This window comes from Parahaliea maris (genome assembly GCF_008064665.1).
Taxonomy (GTDB): domain Bacteria; phylum Pseudomonadota; class Gammaproteobacteria; order Pseudomonadales; family Halieaceae; genus Parahaliea; species Parahaliea maris.
Window position 1 is genome coordinate 420933 of sequence record NZ_VRZA01000002.1, and the last position, 22108, is coordinate 443040.

Annotated in this window: 19 protein-coding genes; 8 read left to right on the forward strand and 11 right to left on the reverse strand. The window is 64.9% G+C overall.

What is annotated here, in order from left to right:
* Window positions 1-53: 53 nt before the first annotated feature.
* From ccoP to FV139_RS06310, 9 genes are all read right to left on the reverse strand, one after another.
* Window positions 54-941, reverse strand: coding sequence for a cytochrome-c oxidase, cbb3-type subunit III (ccoP, locus tag FV139_RS06270; RefSeq protein WP_148067401.1), 888 nt, complete (start codon window positions 939-941; stop codon window positions 54-56).
* Window positions 934-1113 (reverse strand): cbb3-type cytochrome oxidase subunit 3, encoded by a 180-nt coding sequence (locus FV139_RS06275; protein ID WP_148067402.1) that lies wholly within the window; start codon window positions 1111-1113, stop codon window positions 934-936. Before FV139_RS06275 ends, ccoP begins: the two co-directional genes overlap by 8 nt.
* 2 nt (window positions 1114-1115) lie before the next feature.
* A complete protein-coding gene (gene ccoO, locus FV139_RS06280) occupies window positions 1116-1733 on the reverse strand; it encodes a cytochrome-c oxidase, cbb3-type subunit II (RefSeq protein ID WP_407946803.1) in 618 nt (205 codons plus the stop codon).
* 12 nt (window positions 1734-1745) lie between these two features.
* Window positions 1746-3188, reverse strand: a complete 1443-nt coding sequence (gene ccoN, locus FV139_RS06285; RefSeq protein WP_148067403.1) for a cytochrome-c oxidase, cbb3-type subunit I — start codon at window positions 3186-3188, stop codon at window positions 1746-1748.
* Window positions 3189-3231: 43 nt separating this feature from the next.
* Window positions 3232-3834 (reverse strand): Yip1 family protein, encoded by a 603-nt coding sequence (locus tag FV139_RS06290; RefSeq protein WP_148067404.1) that lies wholly within the window; start codon window positions 3832-3834, stop codon window positions 3232-3234.
* A 233-nt stretch (window positions 3835-4067) separates the two neighbouring features.
* A complete protein-coding gene (locus tag FV139_RS06295; protein WP_148067405.1) occupies window positions 4068-5219 on the reverse strand; it encodes a helix-turn-helix transcriptional regulator in 1152 nt (383 codons plus the stop codon).
* Between the two features lie 13 nt (window positions 5220-5232).
* A complete protein-coding gene (locus tag FV139_RS06300) occupies window positions 5233-9090 on the reverse strand; it encodes a DUF1631 family protein (RefSeq protein WP_148067406.1) in 3858 nt (1285 codons plus the stop codon).
* Between the two features lie 99 nt (window positions 9091-9189).
* Complete coding sequence (locus FV139_RS06305; RefSeq protein WP_148067407.1) at window positions 9190-11172, reverse strand: pyrroloquinoline quinone-dependent dehydrogenase; 1983 nt, start codon at window positions 11170-11172, stop codon at window positions 9190-9192.
* Window positions 11169-11951 (reverse strand): SDR family oxidoreductase, encoded by a 783-nt coding sequence (locus FV139_RS06310; RefSeq protein ID WP_148067408.1) that lies wholly within the window; start codon window positions 11949-11951, stop codon window positions 11169-11171. Before FV139_RS06310 ends, FV139_RS06305 begins: the two co-directional genes overlap by 4 nt.
* Before the next feature lie 209 nt (window positions 11952-12160).
* Here FV139_RS06310 and npdG point away from each other — a divergent pair, with 209 nt between their 5' ends.
* From npdG to ung, 6 genes are read left to right on the forward strand one after another with little or no spacing between them, the layout of a single operon-like run.
* Window positions 12161-12850, forward strand: a complete 690-nt coding sequence (npdG, locus tag FV139_RS06315; protein WP_148067409.1) for an NADPH-dependent F420 reductase — start codon at window positions 12161-12163, stop codon at window positions 12848-12850.
* On the forward strand, window positions 12847-13614 hold the full coding sequence (gene cofE, locus FV139_RS06320; RefSeq protein ID WP_148067410.1) for a coenzyme F420-0:L-glutamate ligase: 768 nt from the start codon (window positions 12847-12849) through the stop codon (window positions 13612-13614). The genes npdG and cofE overlap by 4 nt, the downstream gene beginning before the upstream one ends.
* Window positions 13614-14570 carry a 2-phospho-L-lactate transferase gene (cofD, locus tag FV139_RS06325; RefSeq protein WP_187276427.1) on the forward strand — a complete coding sequence of 319 codons (957 nt, stop codon included), beginning with the start codon at window positions 13614-13616 and terminating at the stop codon, window positions 14568-14570. Before cofE ends, cofD begins: the two co-directional genes overlap by 1 nt.
* Window positions 14570-15301 (forward strand): 2-phospho-L-lactate guanylyltransferase, encoded by a 732-nt coding sequence (gene cofC / locus FV139_RS06330; RefSeq protein ID WP_148067411.1) that lies wholly within the window; start codon window positions 14570-14572, stop codon window positions 15299-15301. Before cofD ends, cofC begins: the two co-directional genes overlap by 1 nt.
* Window positions 15298-17820 (forward strand): 5-amino-6-(D-ribitylamino)uracil--L-tyrosine 4-hydroxyphenyl transferase CofH, encoded by a 2523-nt coding sequence (cofH, locus tag FV139_RS06335; RefSeq protein ID WP_148067412.1) that lies wholly within the window; start codon window positions 15298-15300, stop codon window positions 17818-17820. Before cofC ends, cofH begins: the two co-directional genes overlap by 4 nt.
* A 10-nt stretch (window positions 17821-17830) precedes the next feature.
* The gene (gene ung, locus FV139_RS06340) at window positions 17831-18517 is read left to right on the forward strand and encodes a uracil-DNA glycosylase (protein WP_148067413.1); all 687 of its coding nucleotides are present in this window, start codon (window positions 17831-17833) and stop codon (window positions 18515-18517) included.
* Window positions 18518-18560: 43 nt separating this feature from the next.
* On the opposite strand, the gene ygfZ is transcribed toward ung, so the two are convergent.
* Window positions 18561-19508 carry a CAF17-like 4Fe-4S cluster assembly/insertion protein YgfZ gene (ygfZ, locus tag FV139_RS06345; RefSeq protein ID WP_148067414.1) on the reverse strand — a complete coding sequence of 316 codons (948 nt, stop codon included), beginning with the start codon at window positions 19506-19508 and terminating at the stop codon, window positions 18561-18563.
* Between the two features lie 118 nt (window positions 19509-19626).
* On the opposite strand from ygfZ, the gene FV139_RS06350 reads away from it, so the two are divergent.
* Both FV139_RS06350 and FV139_RS06355 read left to right on the forward strand, forming a co-directional pair.
* Entirely contained in the window at window positions 19627-19890 is a 264-nt protein-coding gene (locus tag FV139_RS06350) for an FAD assembly factor SdhE (protein WP_148067415.1), read from the forward strand.
* Entirely contained in the window at window positions 19826-20320 is a 495-nt protein-coding gene (locus tag FV139_RS06355) for a protein YgfX (RefSeq protein WP_148067416.1), read from the forward strand. The genes FV139_RS06350 and FV139_RS06355 overlap by 65 nt, the downstream gene beginning before the upstream one ends.
* On the opposite strand, the gene nadB is transcribed toward FV139_RS06355, so the two are convergent.
* The gene (nadB, locus tag FV139_RS06360) at window positions 20303-21892 is read right to left on the reverse strand and encodes an L-aspartate oxidase (protein ID WP_148067417.1); all 1590 of its coding nucleotides are present in this window, start codon (window positions 21890-21892) and stop codon (window positions 20303-20305) included. The two genes, FV139_RS06355 and nadB, sit on opposite strands and share 18 nt — an antisense overlap.
* Window positions 21893-22108: the final 216 nt, after the last annotated feature.

Here is a 22108-nt window from a genome sequence, read left to right on the forward strand (position 1 = left end):
TCAGGAGGGACAGCGCGCCCCGTGGGGGGCGCGCCGGAGAGGTTCGGCTGGCTTTAGCGAGCGGCCTCGCGCAGGCCGTACACATAGGCGGCCAGAATGTGGATTTTCTCGGGGCCGAGCTGCTCCTTGAAGGAGGGCATCATACCGTTGCGGCCGGCGCGAACCGTGTGGGCGATCTCGCTCTGGGAGCCGCCGTACAGCCAGATGCCATTGGTCAGGTTGGGGGCGCCCATGGCGGGGTTGCCCTTGCCCTCGGGGCCGTGGCAAGCGACACAGTAGGTCATGAAGTGTTGCTTGCCGGCCTCGGCCATGGCTGAATCAGGCTCGCGATTGTTGAGTGCGAGCACGTAGGCGGTCACTTCCTCCACGCCGCGATCGCCGATCACCGATTCCCAGGCAGGCATCGCCGCCTGGCGGCCGCCAATGATGGTCGTCTCGATGGTCTTGGCATCGCCGCCGTAGATCCAGTCGTCGTCGGTGAGGTTGGGGAAGCCGTAGCCGCCCCGGGCGTCGGCGCCGTGACACTGGGCACAGTTGTTGCCGAACATGCGCATGCCCATGCGGCGTACCGCCGGGTCGTTGGCAATCTCCTCGATGGGCATCGCGAGGTAGCGGTCGTACATGGCACGGTGGCGCTCTTCCGCTTCAGCCACGCGCTCGGCGTGCTGACCGGTGGAGGTCCAGCCAATCGCCCCGGCGTAGTTACCCATGCCCGGATAGACCACCAGGTAGCCGATGCCCCAGATGATGGTGATCAGGAACATGAAGAACCACCAGGCGGGGAGGGGGTTGTCGTACTCCTCGATCCCGTCGTAGGCGTGGCCGGTGGGTGTGTCTTCCTTTTTAGCACCGGTTTTACGGTTGCCCAGCAGCAACCAGCTCATGGCGATCAGCGTGATGCTGGTGAGGACAATAATCCAGACGCTCCAGAAACTAGTCATTCCTGACTTCCTCCCGCATCGTACGTTGGTTCTGCTCCTCATCGGCGAAGGGCAACTGGGCCGCCTCATCGAAGCTGGCGCGCCGCTTGCTGCTGTAGGCCCAGAAGCACAGGCCGATAAAAGAGATCATAAGAAACAGGGTACTCAGTCCCCTCAGGTCATTGATATCCATCGCTACCTCCGCATCTGCAGGAGTGTGCCGAGCTGCTGCAGGTAGGCGACCAGCGCGTCTACCTCGGTCTTGCCTTCCACCGCAGCGGCGGCGCCGGCAATGTCGTCGTCGGTGTAGGGCACGCCGACGGCGCGCAGGGCCGCCATCTTGCGCCCGGTTACACTGCCGTCCACCGTGTGATCGAACAGCCAGGGGTAGGAGGGCATTACCGATTCCGGAACCACGTCGCGCGGGTTGTAGAGGTGCGCGCGGTGCCAGTCGTCACTGTAGCGGCCGCCCACCCGGGCGAGATCCGGCCCGGTGCGCTTGGAGCCCCACAGGAAGGGGTGGTCGTAGACGAACTCGCCGGCCACGGAGTAGTGCCCGTAACGTTCGGTTTCCGCACGCAGCGGCCGGATCATCTGCGAGTGGCAGGTATTGCAACCCTCGCGAATATAGATGTCGCGGCCTTCCAGGGCGAGGGCGGGCAGGGGCTGCAGGCCTTCGATCGGTTCCTTCACCTGCTTGCCGAACACCAGGGGTGCCAGCTCCACCAGGGTGCCAAAACTGATGGCGACGATGGTCAGCACCATCATCAGGCTGACATTGGTTTCGATTTTGTCGTGTTTGCTCAGGGCCATGTTATCCGCTCCTTACGCCGCGCTGGCTGCCGCGGAGGCAGGCTGGTCTTCGCTCGCATCGCGGCGGGCGGTCATGTACAGGTTGTAGGCCATCACCAGCATGCCGGCGAAGAAGATGCCGCCGCCGATTACCCGCACGAGGTAGCCCGGGTGGCTGGCGGCCACCGACTCGACGAAGGTGTAGGTCAGGGTGCCGTCCTGGTTATAGGCGCGCCACATCAGGCCCTGCATGATGCCGTTGACCCACATCGAGGCGATGTAGAGCACCGTACCGATGGTGGACATCCAGAAGTGGACATTGATGAGTTCCACGCTGTACATCTTCTCCTTGCCAAACAGAATCGGAATAAGGTGGTAGGTGGCGCCGATGGAAATCATGGCTACCCAGCCGAGGGCACCGGAGTGCACGTGGCCGATGGTCCAGTCGGTGTAGTGGGACAGGGCGTTGACCGTCTTGATCGACATCATCGGCCCCTCGAAGGTGGACATGCCGTAGAACGACAGGCTCACCACCAGGAAGCGCAGGATGGGATCGGTGCGCAGTTTGTGCCACGCGCCGGAGAGGGTCATCATGCCGTTGATCATGCCGCCCCAGGAAGGTGCCAGCAGAATAATGGACATCACCATGCCCAGGCTCTGGGCCCAGTCGGGCAGGGCGGTGTAATGCAGGTGGTGAGGGCCGGCCCAGATGTACACCGCGATCAGTGCCCAGAAGTGAACAATTGACAGGCGGTAGGAGTACACGGGGCGCTCGGCCTGCTTGGGCACAAAGTAGTACATCATGCCGAGGAAGCCGGCGGTGAGGAAGAAGCCCACCGCGTTGTGGCCGTACCACCACTGCATCATTGCATCGACCGTGCCGGCATAGACCGAGTAGGACTTGGTCAGGCTAACGGGAATCGCCAGGCTGTTGAGAATGTGTAGCACCGCCACCGTGAGAATAAAGCCGCCGTAGAACCAGTTGGCGACATAGATGTGGCTGGTATTGCGCTTGGCGACGGTGCCGAAGAACACAATGGCGTAGGCCACCCACACCACGGCGATCAGGATGTCGATTGGCCACTCCAGCTCGGCGTACTCCTTGGAGGAGGTCAGGCCCAGCGGCAGGGTGATGGCGGCCAACACGATCACCAGTTGCCAGCCCCAGAAGGTGAAGGCCGCCAGTTTGTCGGAAATCAGCCGAGTCTGGCAGGTTCGCTGCACCACGTAATAGGATGTGGCAAACAGTGCACTTCCCCCGAAGGCGAAGATCACCGCATTGGTGTGCAGTGGTCGCAGGCGCCCGAAGCTGGTCCAGGGAAGGTCGAAGTTGAGTGCCGGCCAGGCGAGCTGGGCGGCGATCAACACGCCCACCAGCATGCCGACAATCCCCCAGACCACGGTCATCACCGCGAACTGGCGTACCACCTTGTAGTTGTAGGTGGGGTGCTCCAGTGCAGAATTAAGTTCGCTCATGATTTACTTCCAAAGTCATGCAGGTGGTTAGCGGGTGAGCTGCTCAGTCGGTGAAAGCCGGAGCGGCGCCAAGATCCCACAGGAACACCGACCCGACCATGAGGCAGATCAATATAACCAGTGAAATTGCGATCACGGCGCTGGAGAACAGAAAGCCACGTTCTTCCGGGATGTTCATGATGATCGGGATCCCCAGGTAGAGCAGGTACACCGACCAGCTGACGGCGGCAACGCCAATCAGCAGGTCCAGCCACAGCAGCGGGTAAAAACCCACCAGGCCTGCAATAAACATGGGGGTGGCGGTGAGGCCGGCTACCACAATGCCTTTGACGGTGCTGGATTCGGCACCGTAGGTATGTGCCATCCAGTGAATGAAGTAGCCGATGCCCGCAACACAGGCGACCATGCCGAGGTAGAAGAGGATACTGATCTGGCGGGCGCTTTCCGGCGTCAGCTTGACCGCCTGCTCGCTGCTGCCGACCGTCCAGCCCACCTGGCTGGTGCCGAAGTACCAGGCTACCGCCGGCAGGATCGCCATGATGCAGGGGTACAGCGCCAGGGTATTGAACGACGGCCCCGGTAAATTTGCGATGGTGCGCCATTGCACGCTGGGCTTTACCAGCAGACCAAAGGTGTGTTGGATCATCTTATTGCTCTCTCCCCCAATGGCTTTAAACCGATGTGGCCCGTACCCGGAATCGGGAATGCCGTGTCGCGTTCGCGGTACTGCCGGCCGGTGACATTCTGAATGTAGTGGTCGCATTAACCCCACAGCTCATGCGGGAAATTGTAGCCTAATTGCCTTGGCATACAAACTGATGCAGATCAATTTTCCCGTGGAAACCAGTGCACTGGAGCCGGGGTGAGGCTGATTTTCGCTCAGCCCAGTGACGCGACGCTCTTGAGCACCAGGCGCACCAGTTCCGCCTGACGGGAAACTCCGGTCTTGGCAAAGATGGATTTGAGTTGCGCCCGGGCGGTGTGCTGGGAAACGTTCTGCGAATCAGAGACTTCCGCAAGGCTCAGGCCGCGGGACAGCAGAATGGCGAGATTGGCTTCCGCCGGCGTCAGGCCGAACAGCTCTCCCAGGGTTTGCTGGGAGGCGGACTCGCGCAGGTCGGGGTCACTGATGAATACCGCTGCGCAGGGGCTGGCCTGGGCCTCGCCCCACTCCGAGCTGGCGATGGGGCGGATAACGAGGCCGAGATCCTGGTGGCCGTTTTCCCGCGGCACCCGCAGGGCGCGCACCACAGAGGCTTCGCCGCGTTGCTGGGCACGGATCACGGTAGTCAGCGCTTCCTGCAACCGCCGGTTGAGATCGCGGCCCCCGATCTGCAAGTGCTGCTCCTTCATGAACAGGCCGTTGCGTTCTTCCAGCAGCGCCTTGGCCAGGGCGTTGGTATTCAGTATCCGCCCGGTCTCGTCGAGGATCACGGTGGCGACCGAGAGCTGGTCGACCGCGCCGGCGTAAAGGTCGCGCTCGGTGGTGGTGCGGCTGAGTCGGGCGTAGATGTGAATCGCCCGCTGCAGGTGCGGGGTGATGCTTTCCAGCAGTGTGCGATCGGCGCGCTCAAAGGCACCGTCCTGGCGCCGGCGGGAAAATCGCAAACGAGCCACCATGCCCCCCGGTTCCGCCGTGTCGATGCCGAGAATATGAAACAGATCCACCGGCTGCAGGTAGTGGCGGTAGTAGTCGGAATTCTCCAGCTCCTCCCCGTCCAGCATATCCTGCAGTGTCACCACTTTGTTCAGTGGCAGGTTGATGAAGGGGTCGAGGGCGAAAAACTGTTCGCGGTAGGCGCTCACCTCCCAGTCATTGGGGTCGGCCAGGTTGTTGCCAGCGCTGTCGCGGACGCTGTTCAGAATAAGGCCGCGGTCGTCCTCGGCGGGCGGGCGCAGTACCAGGGATGCCACCTGGGCGCCGAACACTTCCCTCAGGCGGGGCAGGGCACTCTGCCAGGGCCGGGCTTCCAGTGGTCCTTCGTAGATCAGGCCGAGCAACTGGTCGTAGTCGGGACCGCCTCTATCCATGGGGTGCGGCATCCTATTTTTCGATGCTCGACAGTTCGGCGGCGATGTCCGTCAGCAGCTTGGGCCTGCCGACTCCCCAGCCCTGCAGGAAGTCCACGCCAAGCTCTTCCAGTTTGACGATGATGGGTTCGTTCTCCACCGACTCGGCAATGGTTTCCTGCCCCAGGAAGTGGGCCAGGTCGTTGATCGAACGGGTCATCGTGTAGTCGTTGCGGTTTTCGTGGATGCCGGTGACAAAGGTTCCGTCGATCTTGACGTAGTCCACCGGCAGCTCCCGCAGGTAGTTGTGGCTGGCCAATCCCGTGCCGAAATCGTCCAGTGAGAATTTGCAGCCGATACTGCGGAAGGCGCGCACGAAGTCCGCTGCCTTGACCAGGTTGGTAATGGTACCGGTTTCGGTGATCTCGAAGCACAGGCGATTGGTGCCCACGCCGAATTCCGAGATCTGCTCGAACAGGTACTCCATGAACGCGTCATTGGTAATACTGGTGCCAGACAGGTTGATGGCGAGGCTGGGCACGACCTTTTGCGCATCCATGAGCTGACTGATCCACTGGAAGGCTTCGCGTACCACCCAGCGGTCCACCTCGGTCATGAAGCCATGGCGCTCGGCAGCGAGAATGAATTTCTCGGGTGATTCGATGTCACCCTCCGGTCCGCGCAGGCCGAGCAATAGCTCGTAGTGGCGGCTTATCCTGCGCTCGCCGCGCAGTTCCGTCTTGACGATGGGCTGGGCCCGCAGCACAAAGCGCTCGGTGGCCAGCGCCCGCTCCAGGTCCTGCCGCGATTCCTGGCGTAGATGTTGTTGCCGGGCCACTTTTTCGGCGCTTTCCCGGTACAGTTCAACACGGTTGCGGCCCTCCGCCTTGGCTGTGTGCATGGCCTGCTCAGCACCTTCCAGAATGGCATCCACGCTGACGCTGTAGTCGCTGATGGGGGCCATGCCAATGGAGACCGTGAAGCGGATCAGTTCCCCCTCGATCTCCAGGTTTCCGCTCTCGATATCTCCGCGTATTTTCTCGGCCGCGGCCAGGGCGCGCTCGATGTCGTGATCGATCAGGAGAATGCCAAAGCTGTCATTCCCGAGGCGGGCGGTGGACATTTTGCTGCCGTGCAATTGCGACAGCAACTTGGCGAATTCCGCCAGTACCTGGTCCCCCGCCACCTGGTCGTAGACCTCGTTAACCAGGCGGAACTGGTCGATATTCAGGTGCAGTACCGCGTGCTGGGACGACTTGCGATTGGCGTGGCGAAGCGCGCGGGCGACCTGGTCGATAAAGGTCTCGCGGTTGATCAGCTGGGTGAGCTGGTCGTGGTTGCGGCTGAAATTCAATGTGCGTTGCACCGATTCCAGCGTGCCGTACATGCTCTGGTCGACCAGCGACATGCGGTCCGCCGTCGACGGCGGCTTGGCGCCGCGGCTGAGCTGGCGGGCAAGCTGGACTGCATTCATCTCGGCGACCTTCTGACCGCGCTCATTGACGAAGATGAAGTGGTCGTTGTCGGGGCTGAGCCAGGCCAGTTGCATACGCTTGCGCTCGCCGTGGCGGTCCCGGTAGCTGAGCCAGCTGCCGGTTTCCAGCTGTTGCACGCGACCCACCCAGCGCCGCAGGCGGTGGGTGCGCGCCAGTCGTTCATTCAGGTCAGCGCCATTGGCGCCGGAGTTGAAGTCGCTGTCGTCGAGCTGGGCGCTGGCAACGGGCTTCTCGCCGGAGAGTGCCTCGCGCAGCTCCGCGAGTACCGGACCGAGTTCCAGGTTGGCAGGCAGTTCAGAACTGACCTGCTGTTCCAGCATGTCGATGAAGGGCCCCGCCTCGAGTCCGTGCTGCATGGACAGGCCGTCGCTGGACTGTCCCTGCTGCTCCGCCAGCCACTCGCTGAGCAGGTCCAGGGTGCGCAGCTGATCCTGCCAGCTGGCGCTGTCGGTACCCTGCTTGACGCAGGTCAGAACCAGCAGGTCGCGCCAGCCGTGGTGGATGAAGTCCAGCAGCAACTGGGGAACGTCACCTTCCCCCAGCTGGTCCCGGATAGCCCGGTCGACTTCCGCCCGGGCCTGCCGCAGGCGGTACTGGCCCTCCTGGGTGCGAATGACGCGTTCGATGTTGCGCGCCTGGGCCGCTTCCTGTTGCTGGACCAGCTTGTCGATCTGCTCCAGCGCGGTATCGAATACCTGCGCGTCGCGATCGTAGCGCTCGACGATCGAGCCGATGATCTCCGTGACCTTGCCTTCCAGCATCCGGTTGGGGAAGTTGCCACTCGCGGCCAGTTGCGCCAGCTTGTCGATAACGCCGCGTGCCGCGTGCTGGTGATCGATGAAGAACTGAGGCTCCTGCAGCGCCAGTTTGGCCAGTGGCACCTGGAGGTCGGAGAGCGTGGGCTGGAGCTGGGACGACACATCCACCTGGGTCTGCAGGGTGTCGAACAGGGTGTCAACCAGATCGAGCTGGTTGATGCTGTCCGGGCCGGAGCCGGCCGTGCCCCGCAGGGTGGCAAAGCGATCGCTGTTGGCCGCCAGAAATTGGCGCAGTGAGCCGAGATCGCGCAGCTCTGCACGCAGGGCACTGTCACGCTGCAGGTTGTCGAGGGCCAGCAGCACCGACTCCGCGCTGGCCGCCGGCGAGTCACTCGCCACCGCATTCCCGGGCAGCACCTCGCGCTGGAAATTCAGGGCGTCGAGCACCGACTGGTAAACCGCGGGCCCGGGGCCTTGTGGCTCGCTGGATCCCGGGCCCTGGCCGCTACCGGCGTCGTCTGCCGCCTTCGCCGGCTCCGGTTCGGTCTGTTCCTGTTCCTGTTCCTGTTCCGGTCGCGGTGGCCGGTCTCCGCGCTGGCGCTCTGCCAGGGCGCGCTCCAGCACAGATCCCTTGCTGCGAATTTCCTCTTCCAGGTCGGGATAGACACCTGCCGCTTTCAGTTTGGCATTCAGGCGCTCGTAGTAGCCCTCCAGGTGGGGCATGAAATTGCGCATGAATCCGTCGAAGATCGCCGGTGTCGCCGTGTGGTTGATCTCCGCCCTGGCCAGCAGGCTTTGCAGCCCGGTACAGAGTTCGGCCACGTGCATCGGCAGGCGCAGGTCCAGGGGTGAGACGTCGAGCACGTCGGCCAGGCGCACGGTCAGGCATTCCAGCACTTCGCCGTACCACTCCCGGCCGATGTTGATCATACGGTCTACCGCCAGGTAGTCCTCGAAGTCTGCCAGGTCGACCAGGTCGAGGGTGTGATCTTCCGACTTCCCGGTCTGCTGCCACAGCCGGGAGGCCGGGGACACCGGCGTCAGGTCGCGGAAGTTGGTCCGGACCTGTTGCATCAGGCCGCTCTTGAAGTCCTTGCCCGCTTTGTGCAGGTCGCGGGCAGCTTCCGCCAGGGCGCTGGCATGGGAACTGCTGCCGCGGGTGGTTCGCTCCCTGAGGTAATGGGGCAACTGGTCGATGAACGCGGCCCACAGTGGTTCCAGCTGGGCGCAGGCGATGCGCTCGAAGTCCGCGAGAGTATTGCCACTGCCGGTGGCGGCGATGGCCTGTTCGTCGGGTTCCCCGGCTGGGGCGGAAAGACCCTGGTCGAAGGCTTCCAGGTTGCGACCCGCTGCCTCGTCCGCAGGCTTCAGCAATACCGTGCCTCCGTTGATGCCGGCGATGGTTACGCGGATACGCTCGATGGGACCGTTGGCGCCCTCCAGCGCCTGGGGCACCAGGGTGGCCACAGCCCCCTGTTTAAGACTGAGCCGCTTGGGACCCCGCCCACCGACGAGCCTGACCTCGCGCAATTCGAGCTGATCGCTCCCGGTTCGGCTGACACGGCCCGACAGCTGCACCTCATCGGGCAGTTCCAGGACCGCGGCATGACTGGCAGATGGAGGAGCGGATTGGGACATTCAGACTCGTAGTTATCGCTGCGGGGGGTGCGCTTCCCCCGCGGGGTGTTTCGCTGCCGGCAGTATACCGCGATGCACCCGGTGGACAACCGGTGCGTGTCAGGGGGCGCCGGTTTTCGGCAGTGCAAAGGCGACGATGGCGTCCCCCGGTTCCGACCAGCCGTGGCCACCGGCGGCGATGACCACGAACTGGCGGCCACCGGGGCGTGCCCGGTAACTCAGGGGAGTGGCGTTGCCGGTGTAGGGAAGCTGGTGCTTCCAGAGTTCCTCCCCGGTGCGGGTGTCAAAGGCGCGGAAGGTTCCGTCCGTGGTGGCACCGATGAAGGTCAGGCCACTGGCGGTTGTCAGGGGGCCGCCGGTGTTGGGGGTGCCGGCTTCAAACCAGAAAGGCCAGGGGGCGAGGCCGCGGGTGGTGCCCAGTGGTCGCCGCCACAGGACTTCGCCGCTGCCCAGGTCCACTGCGGCGAGACTGCCCCAGGGCCGCGGATTGCAGGGCGCGCCGAGGGGGGACATCAACGGAAAGCGTTTGACCCCGTAGGGGGAACCGCGCATCGGGTAGTACTCCAGCGGGTAGCTGCCCTGGTAGCCGGCAGCGTCGTATTCCGCTCGCGGTATCAGCTGGACCACTGCGGCCAGGTGCATCTGGTTCACCAGCGCAATCGCCCGCTGGCCGTCGATACTGATGCCGCCCCAGTTGATGCCTCCGGTGGTGGTGGGGTACAGCACCGAGCCCTTCAGCGACGGCGGGGTGAACATGCCGTCATTGCGATAGCGGGCCAGTTCCCGTTGGCAGGCGGCGCGGTCGAACCAGACAAATCCGTCCATGTCCTCCGCCTGCAGGTGTTCGGGTAGGTGGAGCGGGCCGGGGTGGGTGGGGAAGGGCTGTGTCGGGGAGAGGGTCTCACCGGGAACCCCGTCCCCGGGAACCGGCCTTTCCTCAACCGGGTAAAGGGGAGCGCCGGTTTCCCGGTCCAGCAGGAACAGGTGTCCCATCTTTGTCGCCTGGGCCAGGCCGGGGCGGCCGTCCCCCACGCCGGGGAACTGGAACAGGGTGGGTTGGGAGGCGACATCGTAATCCCAGACATCATGGTGGACGGTCTGGAAATGCCAGCGATAGGTGCCGGTGGCGGCGTCGAGGGCCACCACGGAGGAGCCCAGTGCATCGATGCCCTGGCGATCGCCGCCATAGACGTCCGGCGACGGGTTGCCGGTAGGTACGTAGACAAGGCCCCGGGCGGGGTCACCGGCAATGGGTGCCCATACATTCGGGGTGCCGAGATGATAGCGGTTTTGCTTCAGTGTGTCCCGGTGCGCGTGCCGGTAGGCTTCGGTCACCGGCTCCCAGGCCCAGACCAGGTTGCCGCTGCGGACGTCGTAGGCGCGCACCACCCCGCTGGGAACGTCGCGGCGCTCGTTGTCGGGGATCGCCGCCCCGACAATCGCCAGGTCGCCTTGCACCCACGGTGGCGAGGTGGGGTAGTACTCGCCTGTCCGGGCGCCGTCGATGCCGGTTTTCAGGGAAACCCGTCCGGCTGTGCCAAAATCCTCGCAGGGCTGGCCCGTGGCGGCGTCCAGGGCGATCAGTTCGGCGTCCCGCGTGCCGTACAGGATCCGGGTGCGGCAGGCGCCAGCGCCGGGGCCGTCATCCTGCCACAGCGACACTCCCCGGCAGATCACCGGGTACAAACCGCTGTGGCGGTTGCGTACCTGGGGATCGAAAGACCACTGTTCCCGGCCGGTTTCCGCGTCCAGGGCGAATACCCGGCCGAAGGGGGTGCAGTAATAGAGGGTGCCGTCGGCGACCAGCGGCGTGACCTGCAGCGAGGTGAAGCCCCATTCGCCGCGCCCGTCGGCAATGTCACCGGAACGATGTTCCCAGGCGACTTCGAGGTCGCTGACGTTGGCGGGGGCGATCTCCATTAGTGGCGAGTACTGGGCGCCATCGGTGCCGCCGTAATTGCGCCAATCGGCGGCGGGGCGCGGTGCTTCGGTTGTGGGCGATGCGGGGGCGCTGTCGGGCAGCCGGCAGCCGGCCAAACACAGGCTCGCCGTGGCCAGGGCCAGGGCGAGCCGGGGTGTCACTCGGTGCTCCCGGCGTTGGCGGCATCGAGGAACGCGGGCTTTTCGCCGCCGCCGTGGACGGCAATGCTGGCGCCGCTGATATAGGAGGCCAGCGGCGAGGCCAGGAACAGGCAGGCGTCGCCAATATCCCCGGGCAGGGCCATCCGTTCCAGCGGTATGGTGGCGCCAACGGCGGCGATGCCTGCCTCGTCACCGTAATGCAGGTGACTCTGCTCGGTGCGTACAAGGCCGGCGATCACCGCGTTCACCCGTACCTTGGGGGCCCACTCAACGGCCAGTGAAGTCCCGAGGTTGACCAGTCCCGCCTTGGCGGCGCCATAGGCGGCGGTCCCGGGGGAGGGGCGAATGGTGCTGACACTGGCGATATTGATGATGCTGCCACCGCTCTCCTGCTGCTGCATCTGCCGGTTGGCCACCTGGCTGAAGTTGAGCGGGGCGATCAGGTTGAGGCGGATAATCGACTCGGAAAAGCGCGGCGAAGCGGTGGCGGCGTCGGCGTAGGGGGCGCCGCCGGCATTGTTTACCAGTATATCGAGGCGGCCAAAGCGCTGCACCGTCGCCGCGACGCAGGCTTCGACCTGTTCGAAGTCGCGCACATCGCAGGCGGTGAAGGCCGCCTGGCGTCCCTGTGCTTGCGGTAGCGTTTCCGGTTCGCTGCGGCCGCAGACCATGACCTCGGCTCCCGCGGACAGAAAGCGCTCGGTGATACCGCGGCCCACGCCCTTGCCACCACCGGTGACCAGAACGACCTTGCCGCTGAAATCCAGAGGGGTATCCATTGTGGTTTAACTCCTTATGACAAGCGCCCGGGGCGTCTTGTGGTCATCTTTTGATTTCCCTAAGATGCCGTGGCACTGCGCATGCTAAACGAATTCGGGAGGCTGGCAAGCGAAGCGCCGCCAGTGTTGCCGGGCGCTGCCAGCGAAGTGCCTCTGGTCGCACTTTCTGAACTCTTCTCCCGGGGTAATCCAGCCAACAGGACATAATGATGACAACAGACAACTTACCGGTACTGGCCATTCTCGGAGGAACCGGCGATCTCGGCACGGGGCTCGCGCGCCGCTGGGCCCAGGCGGGCTACCGGGTGATTATTGGCTCCCGGACCAAGGAGAAGGCCGAGGCCGCGGTCGCCGACCTGCGGGAGGTGATGGCGGAGCGCGGCGTCGGAGCCGTCGTGGTGGAAGCCATGGAAAACCTCGCCGCGGCGCAGGCAGCGGATATCGTGACTCTCACCGTTCCCTTCAGCCACCAGGCCAGTACGCTGGAGCTGGTCAAGCCCGCCCTGCAAGGCAAGATCCTGATCGATGTGACGGTGCCGCTGGTGCCTCCGCGCGTGGCCCGCGTGCAGCTGCCGGAGCAGGGCAGCGCCGGGCAGATTGCCCAGGAGCTGCTGGGTGAGGAGGTGGCGGTTGTGTCCGCCTTCCAGAATGTGGCCGCTCACCACCTGCAGGAGGGCGCCGGCCTGGATTGCGACGTGCTCGTCTGCGGCAACAAGAAGGACGCCCGGGCCGAGGTAATCAAGCTGGTGGAGGCCGCGGGGATGCGCGGTTATCACGCGGGCATGATCAATAACGCCGCTGCCGCCGAGGCACTTACCTCGGTTCTGATCACTATCAACAAGCAGTACAGCTGCCACGCTGGCATACGCATAACCGGTCTGGATCATGCTGAAGAATGAGCGGTACGGTTCAGGTCATCCCCCTGCGGGACTTTCCGCTGGTCGCGCCGGGCGATGATCTCGCGGCCTTGATCAGGGCGTCGCTGGCCGATAATCAAATCGAACTGGCGTCCGGGGATGTGCTGGTAGTGGCGCAGAAGGTGGTGTCCAAGGCCGAGGGGCGCTACGTGCGCCTGGCCGATGTCGAGCCCTCCGGGCGAGCAGCCACGATCGCCGCCCAGGCCGACAAGGATCCGCGCCAGGTGGAATGCATCCTGCGGGAGTCCCGCGAGGTGCTCCGCGTTCGCCCCGGCGTGATTATCGTAGAACACCGGCTGGGGTTTGTGATGGCCAACGCCGGTATCGACCGCTCCAACATCGAGCAGCCGGACGGTGACCCCCGAGTTCTCCTGTTGCCGGAAGATCCCGACCGCTCCGCCGAAACCCTGCGCAAGGCCCTTACCGGGCGGCCGGGGGAGGCGCCCATGGTGATCATCAATGACAGTGTGGGTCGCGCCTGGCGCAAGGGCACCGTGGGCATGGCCATCGGCAGCGCCGGACTCGATCCGCTGTACAACCAGGTAGGCGAGCGCGACCTGTTCGGCAACCAACTGGAAGTGACCGAAGCGGCTGTCGCCGATGAACTGGCGGCGGCGGCCTCCCTGGTGCAGGGGGAATCCGATGAGCGCTGCCCCGTGGTGCTGGTGCGCGGTGCCCGCGTGCGCAGTGGCCTCGGGGGCGCCAAGGCGATCCTGCGTGAACGCGAAATGGACATGTTCCGCTAGTGGCCGACAGCAGCAGGAAGAAAATTCTGGCGCTCTCCGGCGGTGTCGGTGGCGCCAAACTCGCCCTGGGGCTGGCCCGCGAACTCGCGCCGGAGTCGCTGGCGGTGGTGGTCAACACGGCAGACGACTTTCGCTATCACGGCCTGACTATCAGTCCGGATATCGACACCCTGCTGTACACATTGTCCGGGCGCAGTAACCGGGCGCAGGGCTGGGGTCTCGAGGGAGAGACCTGGCTGGTGCGCGATGCGCTCGAACAGCTCGGGGCCGATACCTGGTTCCAGCTGGGTGACCGGGATATCGCGACCCACCTGTTGCGCAGCGGTCGCCTCGCCGCGGGCGATACCCTGAGCGAGGTCACCGCCAGCCTGGCGCGGGCCATGGGCATCGCCGTGCAGGTTCTGCCCATGTCGGACCAGAGCGTGTCGACGGTGGTGCACAGTGACGAGGGGGACCTGGCGTTCCAGGAGTACTTTGTCCGGCGTCGGTGTGAACCGCGGGTAACCGGCTTCAGTTTCCGGGGGCAGGCGGAGGCACGGCCGGCTCCCGCGCTGCAGGCCTTGCTGGATTCGGGCCAGGTTTCGGCTGTCGTGATCTGCCCGTCGAACCCCTTCGTCAGTGTCGATCCGGTGCTGGGGATTCCCGGTCTGTGGCGGCAGCTGGCCGGCCTGGGCGTGCCGGTGATTGCGGTGTCACCCATTATCGGCGGCCGCGCCGTCAAGGGGCCTGCGGCCAAGATGATGGCTGAGCTGGGCCTGCCGGTGGATGCAGCGGCGGTGGTCCGTCACTACAGCGAACATTACCCGGGGCTGGTCACCGAGTTTGTGCTGGATACAGAGGATGCCGCGCTCGCCAGTGAACTCGAGCAGTCCACGGTATTGTGCAATACACTGATGCAAACCCTCGACGACAAGCGCGCCCTGGCGCGTTTCGTCCTGCAACTGGCGGGCTGTTGATGCTGCACGTTTTATTACCGCTCAAGGACCTGGTCGCGGCCAAGACCCGCCTCGCCGGCATACTCTCGCCGTCCGAACGGCGCGGCCTGATGCAGGCCATGGCCGAGGATGTGCTGGCGGTGCTCAGTTCGCACCCCGCGGCGGACCGTTTGTGGCTGGTGTCCGATGACCCCGGCGCGGCCCTGCTGGCGGAACATTTTCACGCCCGTCACCTGGCCGAGCGGGCGCTCGGCTGCAGCGGGCTAAACCGGGTGCTGGCAGCAGCCTGTGACCGTATCGATGCAGGCCCGGGGGACCACATCATGGTCCTGCATGCCGACCTGCCCTGGCTGGCGGCGCGGGATGTGGACGCCGCCCTGACCAGGTACGCCGCAGCCGGCGGCTTGCTGCTGGCCCCGGATCGCAATGGCGCCGGTACCAACCTGATGGTGTTCCCGGCTGCGAGTCGTCCGTCCTTCCGTTTTGGGACAGATAGCTGCGAGCGCCACCGACAGTGGGCGCGGGAGGCGGGAGTCCGGTGTACCCTGTTACAGCGCAAGGGTACAGCACGTGATATTGATCATCCGGCCGATATCGCCCAGTTGCTGGTCGCCACCGATATCGGTGATGCCACCCGGGCCTGGCTGGATCAGCCCGGTCTGCGCGCGCGACTCACGCTGGCAATCCCGCAAGCCGGCTCGATACAACAAGGCCCTGCCAAGGCGGGCACAAAAGGGGGATACGGGGCATGACAGCTGGGACAAACGGTCTGGCATTGCTGGATGCAATCCATTCGGCCTGGGAAACAGGGCGGCCACCGTCGAGTGATCTGTGCCTGGCACTGGCCGACCAGGGCGACACCGCTGCGCTTGCCTGCCTGGCAGGCGCCTTGCGCGACAGCGGCCACCGCAATGTGATCACCTATTCCCGCAAACTGTTCCTGCCCCTGACGCACCTGTGCCGCGATGTGTGTCACTACTGCACCTTTGCGCGCACGCCGAAAAGGGTAGAGCAGCCCTACATGAGCATCGAACAGGTGCTGCAGCAGTGTCGGGAGGCGGAGAAACTCGGTTGCCAGGAGGCGCTGCTGACCCTCGGTGAGAAGCCGGAACTACGCTACAGCGCGGCGCGCAAGGCGCTGGCGGCCATGGGCTACAGCAGCACCCTGCAATATGTAGAGGCGGTGGCCGCCGCCATCCTCGAGGAGACCAGCCTGCTGCCGCATATCAATGCCGGCTGCATGACCGCCGAGGAAATCGCGGGTCTGCGCCGGGTCAGTGCCTCCATGGGGATCATGCTCGAATCGGCGTCGGAGCGCCTGTGCCAGAAGGGCATGCCTCACTACGGCTCCCCCGACAAGCAGCCCGCCCGGCGCCTGGAAACCATCGCCCTGGCCGGGGAGGCCGCGGTACCGTTTACCTCGGGTATTCTGATTGGCATCGGTGAGACCCGTCTCGAGCGCATCGAATCCCTGCTGGCCCTGCGCGCCCTGCACCTGCAGTACGGCCACTTGCAGGAAGTGATCGTGCAGAACTTCCGCGCCAAGCCGGGCACGCTGATGGCCGCTGCCCCGGAGCCCGATCTCAATGAGCTGCTGTGGACTATCGCCGTGGCGCGGCTGGTGTTCGGGCCGCAGATGAATGTGCAGGCGCCACCGAACCTGAGTCCCGGTGTGCTGCCGCAGCTGGTGGCCGCAGGCATCAATGACTGGGGCGGGGTTTCCCCCCTGACCCCCGATTTTGTCAATCCCGAAGCGCCCTGGCCGCACCTCGACAGGCTCGCCGGGGAAACCCGCGCAGCGGGCAAGTACCTGGACCAGCGCCTGACGGTGTATCCCGCCTTTGTGCAGCGGCCCGACACCTGGCTTGACCCAGCCCTGCGCGGGCCGGTGTTGCGCCTCTCGGACAGCGCGGGCCTGGCCCGCCGCGACCACTGGGCCCCGGGGGAGGACGCCCCGGTTCCCCGGGAGGACGCACTGCTGCTGGCGCCGGACTATCGCCCGGCGGCGCCTTCCGCGGAACTACAAACTATTCTTGACGACTGCCGAGCCGGTCATGAACTGGATGAGGCGGCGGTGGCACGGCTGTTCGAAGCCCGCGGCGATGACTTCACCCATGTGGTGCGGGCGGCGGACGCATTGCGCCGGGCGGTCAGCGGAGACAGCGTGAGTTACGTGGTCAACCGCAATATCAACTACACCAACGTGTGCTACTTCAAGTGCCAGTTCTGTGCCTTTTCCAAGGGCAAGCAGCACGAGGAGTTGCGCGGCCGCCCCTACGATATCAGCGGTGAGGAGATCGCCCGGCGTTGCCGCGAGGCCTGGGAGCGGGGCGCCACCGAGGTCTGCATGCAGGGGGGAATCCACCCCGACTACACCGGCCAGACCTATCTCGACATCCTGCGCACCGTGCGCAGCGCCACGCCGGACATGCATATCCATGCCTTCTCGCCACTCGAGGTGGCCCAGGGCGCAGCCACTCTCGGCCTGGCGCCGGGGGTGTACCTGCGGCAGTTACGTGACGCCGGGCTCAACACCCTGCCGGGTACTGCGGCGGAGATCCTCCACGACGAGGTGCGCGATGTCCTGTGCCCGGACAAACTCAGCAGCGGGGAGTGGCTGGAGATCATGGAGGCGGCCCACGAGGTGGGCTTCAGGACCACGGCCACCATCATGTATGGCCATATCGACCAGCCCCGGCACTGGGCGCGTCACCTGCTGGAGATCCGGCGGCTGCAACAGAAGTGGGGCGGCTTTACCGAGTTTGTCCCCCTGCCTTTCGTGCACATGGAAGCGCCCATGTACCTTCGTGGCCGGGCCCGGCGCGGCCCGAGTTTCCGCGAGGCCGTGTTGATGCACGCGGTGGGCCGGCTGGTATTCCATGGCCTGATCGACAATATTCAGGCCTCCTGGGTGAAAATGGGGGCGGAGGGAGTGGCCGCCTGTTTGCAGGCCGGGGTTAACGACCTGGGCGGTACCCTGATGAACGAGAGCATCACCCGCGCTGCCGGTTCCAGCCACGGCCAGGAGTGGGCGCCCGCAGTGATGGAAGCCCATATTCGCGCTGCCGGGCGCAGCCCGCGCCAGCGCACGACCCTGTACGGCGAGGTTGGCGAGGAACGGCAACGGGCCGCCCGGCGCGCAGGCGACCTGCTGGAGGTGCAAAACCAGCCCGCAGGCAAACGGCAGCGCAGCAAGTGTCTGCCCCCTGCTTCACCCCGGCCGCTGACCGAGAGGGCGGAACAGGTGGTGCTGCTGGCCGCCTGTAACTGAGGGCGGCGCGTTGAACAGTCGCAGCATACAACTCGAGCCGACCTGGCTGGCGCAGCTCGAGAGCGAATTCGAGCAGCCCTACATGCAGTCGCTGTCGCAGTTCCTGCGGGCTGAAAAGGCGGCCGGCAAGCGCGTGTTTCCCGCCGGGGAGGACATCTTCAATGCCTTTGCGCACACGCCGCTGCCAAGGGTCAAAGTGGTCATCCTCGGCCAGGACCCCTATCACGGTGAGGGCCAGGCCCACGGGCTCTGTTTCTCGGTCAAGCCGGGGGTGGCGGTGCCGCCATCGCTGCAGAATATCTACAAGGAAATCCACGCCGAACTGGGGTATCCCATTCCGTCCCACGGACATCTCACCCGCTGGGCCGACCAGGGGGTGCTGTTGCTGAACAGTGTGCTCTCGGTGGAGTGCGCCAAAGCGGCATCACACCAGGGCAAGGGCTGGGAGCAGTTCACCGACCGGGTGGTGGAGGTGGTCAACCGCGAGTGCAGTGGCGTGGTGTTCCTGCTGTGGGGCAGTTACGCCCAGCGCAAGGGCGCGGTGATCGATACCCAAAAACACTGCGTTCTGAAAGCGCCGCACCCGTCGCCCCTGAGTGCCCATCGCGGCTTCTTCGGCTGTGGGCACTTTGTCAAAGCCAACGAGTACCTCACCTCACGGGGCGCAACGCCGATCGACTGGCGAATCCCCGACTGAGCTGGCGCGGGCGGGTTACGGGCGAGGCGGGCCAGGCGAGAGACTAGTTCCCGTCCGTTTCGGGGTCGCTATCGCCGACCAGTTCCGCGGGCACCGTGAGCGTGATCGCCGGTCCGCCATCAGGGGCCAGGTACAGGGTTTCCCTGCAGGCTTTCAGGGTGGTGCTGAGTAACAGCGTGCACCCCTGGTCGGGGCTGCCGACGGCATTGACCACGTTGCCCACCGCCTGGCTTGCCCCCTGCTGGAATACGGGGGCGCCGGCACCCGGTGCGCTGGCGCAGTCCACGCGGCCAATGAAAGCCCGGCGTTTGGACTTGCCCCGGTAGTGCAGGCGGGCGATGACCTCCTGTCCGGTGTAGCAGCCTTTCTGGAAACTGACGAAGCCCTCCAGGTCAAAATTCAGGGCCTGGGGCAGGAATTCCTCGACGGTCTCCGCTTCGATGCGCCCGAGGCCGGAAGCGATTTGCAGCGCTTGCCACTGGCTACTGTCCGCCGCTTCCAGGGAGCTCAGGCCCGCGCTGATATCGCCGCGCTCCGGGGAGGCGTAGAGCTCGAACTGCTGGCCTGCCTCGTCCATCTGCACCAGGCTCAGGCCTTCGCCGCTGACACTGCCAAAACGCCCTTCGGGCAGATCCGGGAACAGGGACCCCAGTGCTTCGGCCAATTCATCACCCCATAAGGCGAATACGCGCCAGTTCTCCAGCCGTTCCACGCTGGCCTTGGAGAACACCACGTATTTGCCCAGGCGCGTTGCAGTGCTGGCTGCGATATCGGCGCGCAGTCGCAACAGGTACTGGTCCGTCGTGCACTGCACCAGCAGGAGGTCAGCGATGATCCGGCCCTGGGCATTGCACCAGGCACCGGGAGCGGCGTGGGCGGCATCGATCGCCCGCACATCGCAGGTGAGCTGCCCCTGCAAAAAGGTGGCTGCATCGGGCCCGCTGACCTGCAGCAGGCTCTCATTATCCAGTTGGCTGTAAAAAGCGGGCACGACATCTCACTCCTGTTGGGCGGACTCATGATAGGGCTTTGCCCGGGCACTGTCAGCCAGTGGTAGCCTTGGGTGTATAATGCCGGCCTTTGATGTTCCCCAAACAGCACAGAGGCTTATGATTCAGGACGAAGAACTTAAACGCATGCGCTGGGCCAGTCGCCGCGGCATGCTGGAGCTGGACCTCGTTCTGGAGCCTTTTGTCTCCGCCTGTTACAGCGGGCTGGATGAACGCGACCGGCAGCGCTTCCAGCAGTTGATGGAGTGCGAGGACCAGGAGCTGTTCGCCTGGTTCCTGCGCCGGGAGCAGCCCCAAAATGAAGACCACGCCGCCATCGTGGCGAAAATCCTCGACTACGCTCATCGCCGCGATCGATCTTGAGCGGTCGCGGCGAGGCATCGCCTGTTACACCCTGCTGTTCTCGGCCCTGTTAGCGGCCCCGCTGCTTGTTTTTCTCGACGGTTACCCACTCGGTGCCGGCGCGGCCCTGTTGCTGGCCCTGTCTCTCGTCAGTGCCGGGCAGCGGAAGCGCCCCGTGGGGCTGCGCTGCCTGGCGGGGCAGTGGCAATTCAGGTTCCGCGCGCGCGGCTGGGTGCCGGTAGAGATCCTGGGGCCAGTGCACAGCCCGCCGTGGTTACTGGCCTTTCGCTGGCGCGCCGTGGACGGGATGGCAGGGCAGGGGCGCCCGCTGGGTTCCGCTGTCCGCTGGCTTTATCTCTGGCCCGATAGCCTGCAAGCGGAGCAGTGGCGCCAGCTGCGCAAGCTGCTGCGGGTGGCGGGCACTGATGCGGGCTCAGCTGGACAGGGCTGAGTTGGCCGGTACCAGCACGGTATCGAGAGCCTCCGGCAGAGTGTCGGGATAGTCCAGGGTGTAGTGCAGGCCACGGCTCTCTTTGCGGGCCAGGGCGCAGCGGATCATCAACTGGGCCACCATGGCCAGGTTGCGCAGCTCCAGCAGGTCATTGCCGACCTTGTAATTGCTGTAGTACTCGGCAATTTCCTTTTGCAGGAGTTCAATCCGGTGCTCGGCCCGCTGCAGCCGCTTGTTGGTGCGGACGATGCCCACGTAGTCCCACATGAAGCGGCGCAACTCGTCCCAGTTGTGGGAGATCACTACGTCCTCGTCGGAGTCGGTGACCTGGCTTTCGTCCCAGGCCGGGACCGGGCGGGGTGTCGGCGCCGCGTCGATGGTCGCGGCAATATCGGCGGCCGCGGCGCGGGCATACACGATGCACTCCAGCAGGGAGTTGCTGGCCATGCGGTTGGCGCCATGCAGGCCGGTGCAGGAGGTCTCGCCCACTGCGTACAGCCCGGCGAGGTCGGTGCGGCCGCGGGTGTCCACGACGATACCGCCGCAGGTGTAGTGGGCCGCCGGCACCACCGGGATGGGCTCCCGGGTGATGTCGATGCCGAGTTCCGCGCAGCGCTGGGTCACGGTGGGGAAGTGCTCGCGCAGGAAATCGGCGGGTTTATGGGAGATGTCGAGGAATACGCAGTCCACACCGAGGCGCTTCATCTCGTGGTCGATGGCCCTGGCCACGATGTCCCGTGGTGCGAGTTCGCCGCGCTCGTCGAAACGGTGCATGAAGGGTTCGCCGTCCGGCAGCAACAGGCGGCCGCCTTCCCCGCGGATCGCCTCGGTGACCAGGAAGGACTTGGCCTTGGGGTGGTACAGGCAGGTGGGGTGGAACTGGTTGAACTCCAGGTTGGCCACCCGGCAACCGGCGCGCCAGGCCATGGCGATGCCGTCGCCGCTGGCGCCGTCCGGGTTACTGGTATAGAGATAGGCCTTGCTGGCGCCGCCCGTGCCCAGTACCACGGCCCGGGCCAGGTGTAGCTCAACGTGATCGGTCTGGCGATTGAGGATGTAGGCGCCCTGGCAGTGGCCGTCCTCCACGACGAGGTCCACCGCCACCCGGTGGGTGAGTATTTCGATGTTCGGCGCCGCCAGGGCCCGCTCGGTCAGTACTTCGGAGATGGCGCGGCCAGTGCGGTCGGCGGCATGGATAATCCGGCGGTGGCTGTGACCACCCTCCATGGTCAGGTGAAACTCGTCGTGGTGGTCCGGGCGCAGGTCGAAGTCTACGCCCTGCTGGACCAGCCATTCGACGCAGTCGCGGCTGTTGCTGACCGTGAATTCCACCGCCTCGCGCTTGCACAGCCCACCGCCTGCAGCCAGGGTGTCCTCGACATGGGAATCGATACTGTCCTTGGTGTCCAGTACCGCGGCCATCCCGCCCTGGGCCCAGTAGGTAGATCCCTGGTTGACGTCGGCCTTCGACAGTACGGCCACCCGCAATGCCTGTGGTAATTGCAGGGCCAGACTGAGGCCGGCGGCGCCGGCGCCGATAATCAGCACATCGTGTTCGAGAGGGGAGGGCATGGGCTCTGCTTGCTGCGTTTCCGAGTGACTTATATTATGGGCGCCAATCACTTACGTGTGTCGCGTCGAGCCGGCGAGTATAAAGCAGTCCACGCGAGTTAAGGAAATATTACAGTTGGGGAACTTTTTGCGTTCGACTGTCTCTTACTGTCGTCCCTGGCGGCAGTGCAGCGAACTTTCAACGCCCACCGCGGTCTATCGGGACAGATGCTTGAG

Excerpts from the sequence above, each read along its gene's own strand:
- ccoP (WP_148067401.1), bottom strand. The coding sequence starts at position 941 with ATGACTAGTTTCTGGAGCGTCTGGATTATTGTCCTCACCAGCATCACG.
- FV139_RS06275 (WP_148067402.1), bottom strand. The coding sequence starts at position 1,113 with ATGGATATCAATGACCTGAGGGGACTGAGTACCCTGTTTCTTATGATC.
- ccoO (WP_407946803.1), bottom strand. The coding sequence starts at position 1,733 with ATGGCCCTGAGCAAACACGACAAAATCGAAACCAATGTCAGCCTGATG.
- ccoN (WP_148067403.1), bottom strand. The coding sequence starts at position 3,188 with ATGAGCGAACTTAATTCTGCACTGGAGCACCCCACCTACAACTACAAG.
- FV139_RS06290 (WP_148067404.1), bottom strand. The coding sequence starts at position 3,834 with ATGATCCAACACACCTTTGGTCTGCTGGTAAAGCCCAGCGTGCAATGG.
- FV139_RS06295 (WP_148067405.1), bottom strand. The coding sequence starts at position 5,219 with ATGGATAGAGGCGGTCCCGACTACGACCAGTTGCTCGGCCTGATCTAC.
- FV139_RS06300 (WP_148067406.1), bottom strand. The coding sequence starts at position 9,090 with ATGTCCCAATCCGCTCCTCCATCTGCCAGTCATGCCGCGGTCCTGGAA.
- FV139_RS06310 (WP_148067408.1), bottom strand. The coding sequence starts at position 11,951 with ATGGATACCCCTCTGGATTTCAGCGGCAAGGTCGTTCTGGTCACCGGT.
- npdG (WP_148067409.1), top strand. The coding sequence starts at position 12,161 with ATGACAACAGACAACTTACCGGTACTGGCCATTCTCGGAGGAACCGGC.
- cofE (WP_148067410.1), top strand. The coding sequence starts at position 12,847 with ATGAGCGGTACGGTTCAGGTCATCCCCCTGCGGGACTTTCCGCTGGTC.
- cofC (WP_148067411.1), top strand. The coding sequence starts at position 14,570 with ATGCTGCACGTTTTATTACCGCTCAAGGACCTGGTCGCGGCCAAGACC.
- cofH (WP_148067412.1), top strand. The coding sequence starts at position 15,298 with ATGACAGCTGGGACAAACGGTCTGGCATTGCTGGATGCAATCCATTCG.
- FV139_RS06350 (WP_148067415.1), top strand. The coding sequence starts at position 19,627 with ATGATTCAGGACGAAGAACTTAAACGCATGCGCTGGGCCAGTCGCCGC.
- FV139_RS06355 (WP_148067416.1), top strand. The coding sequence starts at position 19,826 with ATGAAGACCACGCCGCCATCGTGGCGAAAATCCTCGACTACGCTCATC.
- nadB (WP_148067417.1), bottom strand. The coding sequence starts at position 21,892 with ATGCCCTCCCCTCTCGAACACGATGTGCTGATTATCGGCGCCGGCGCC.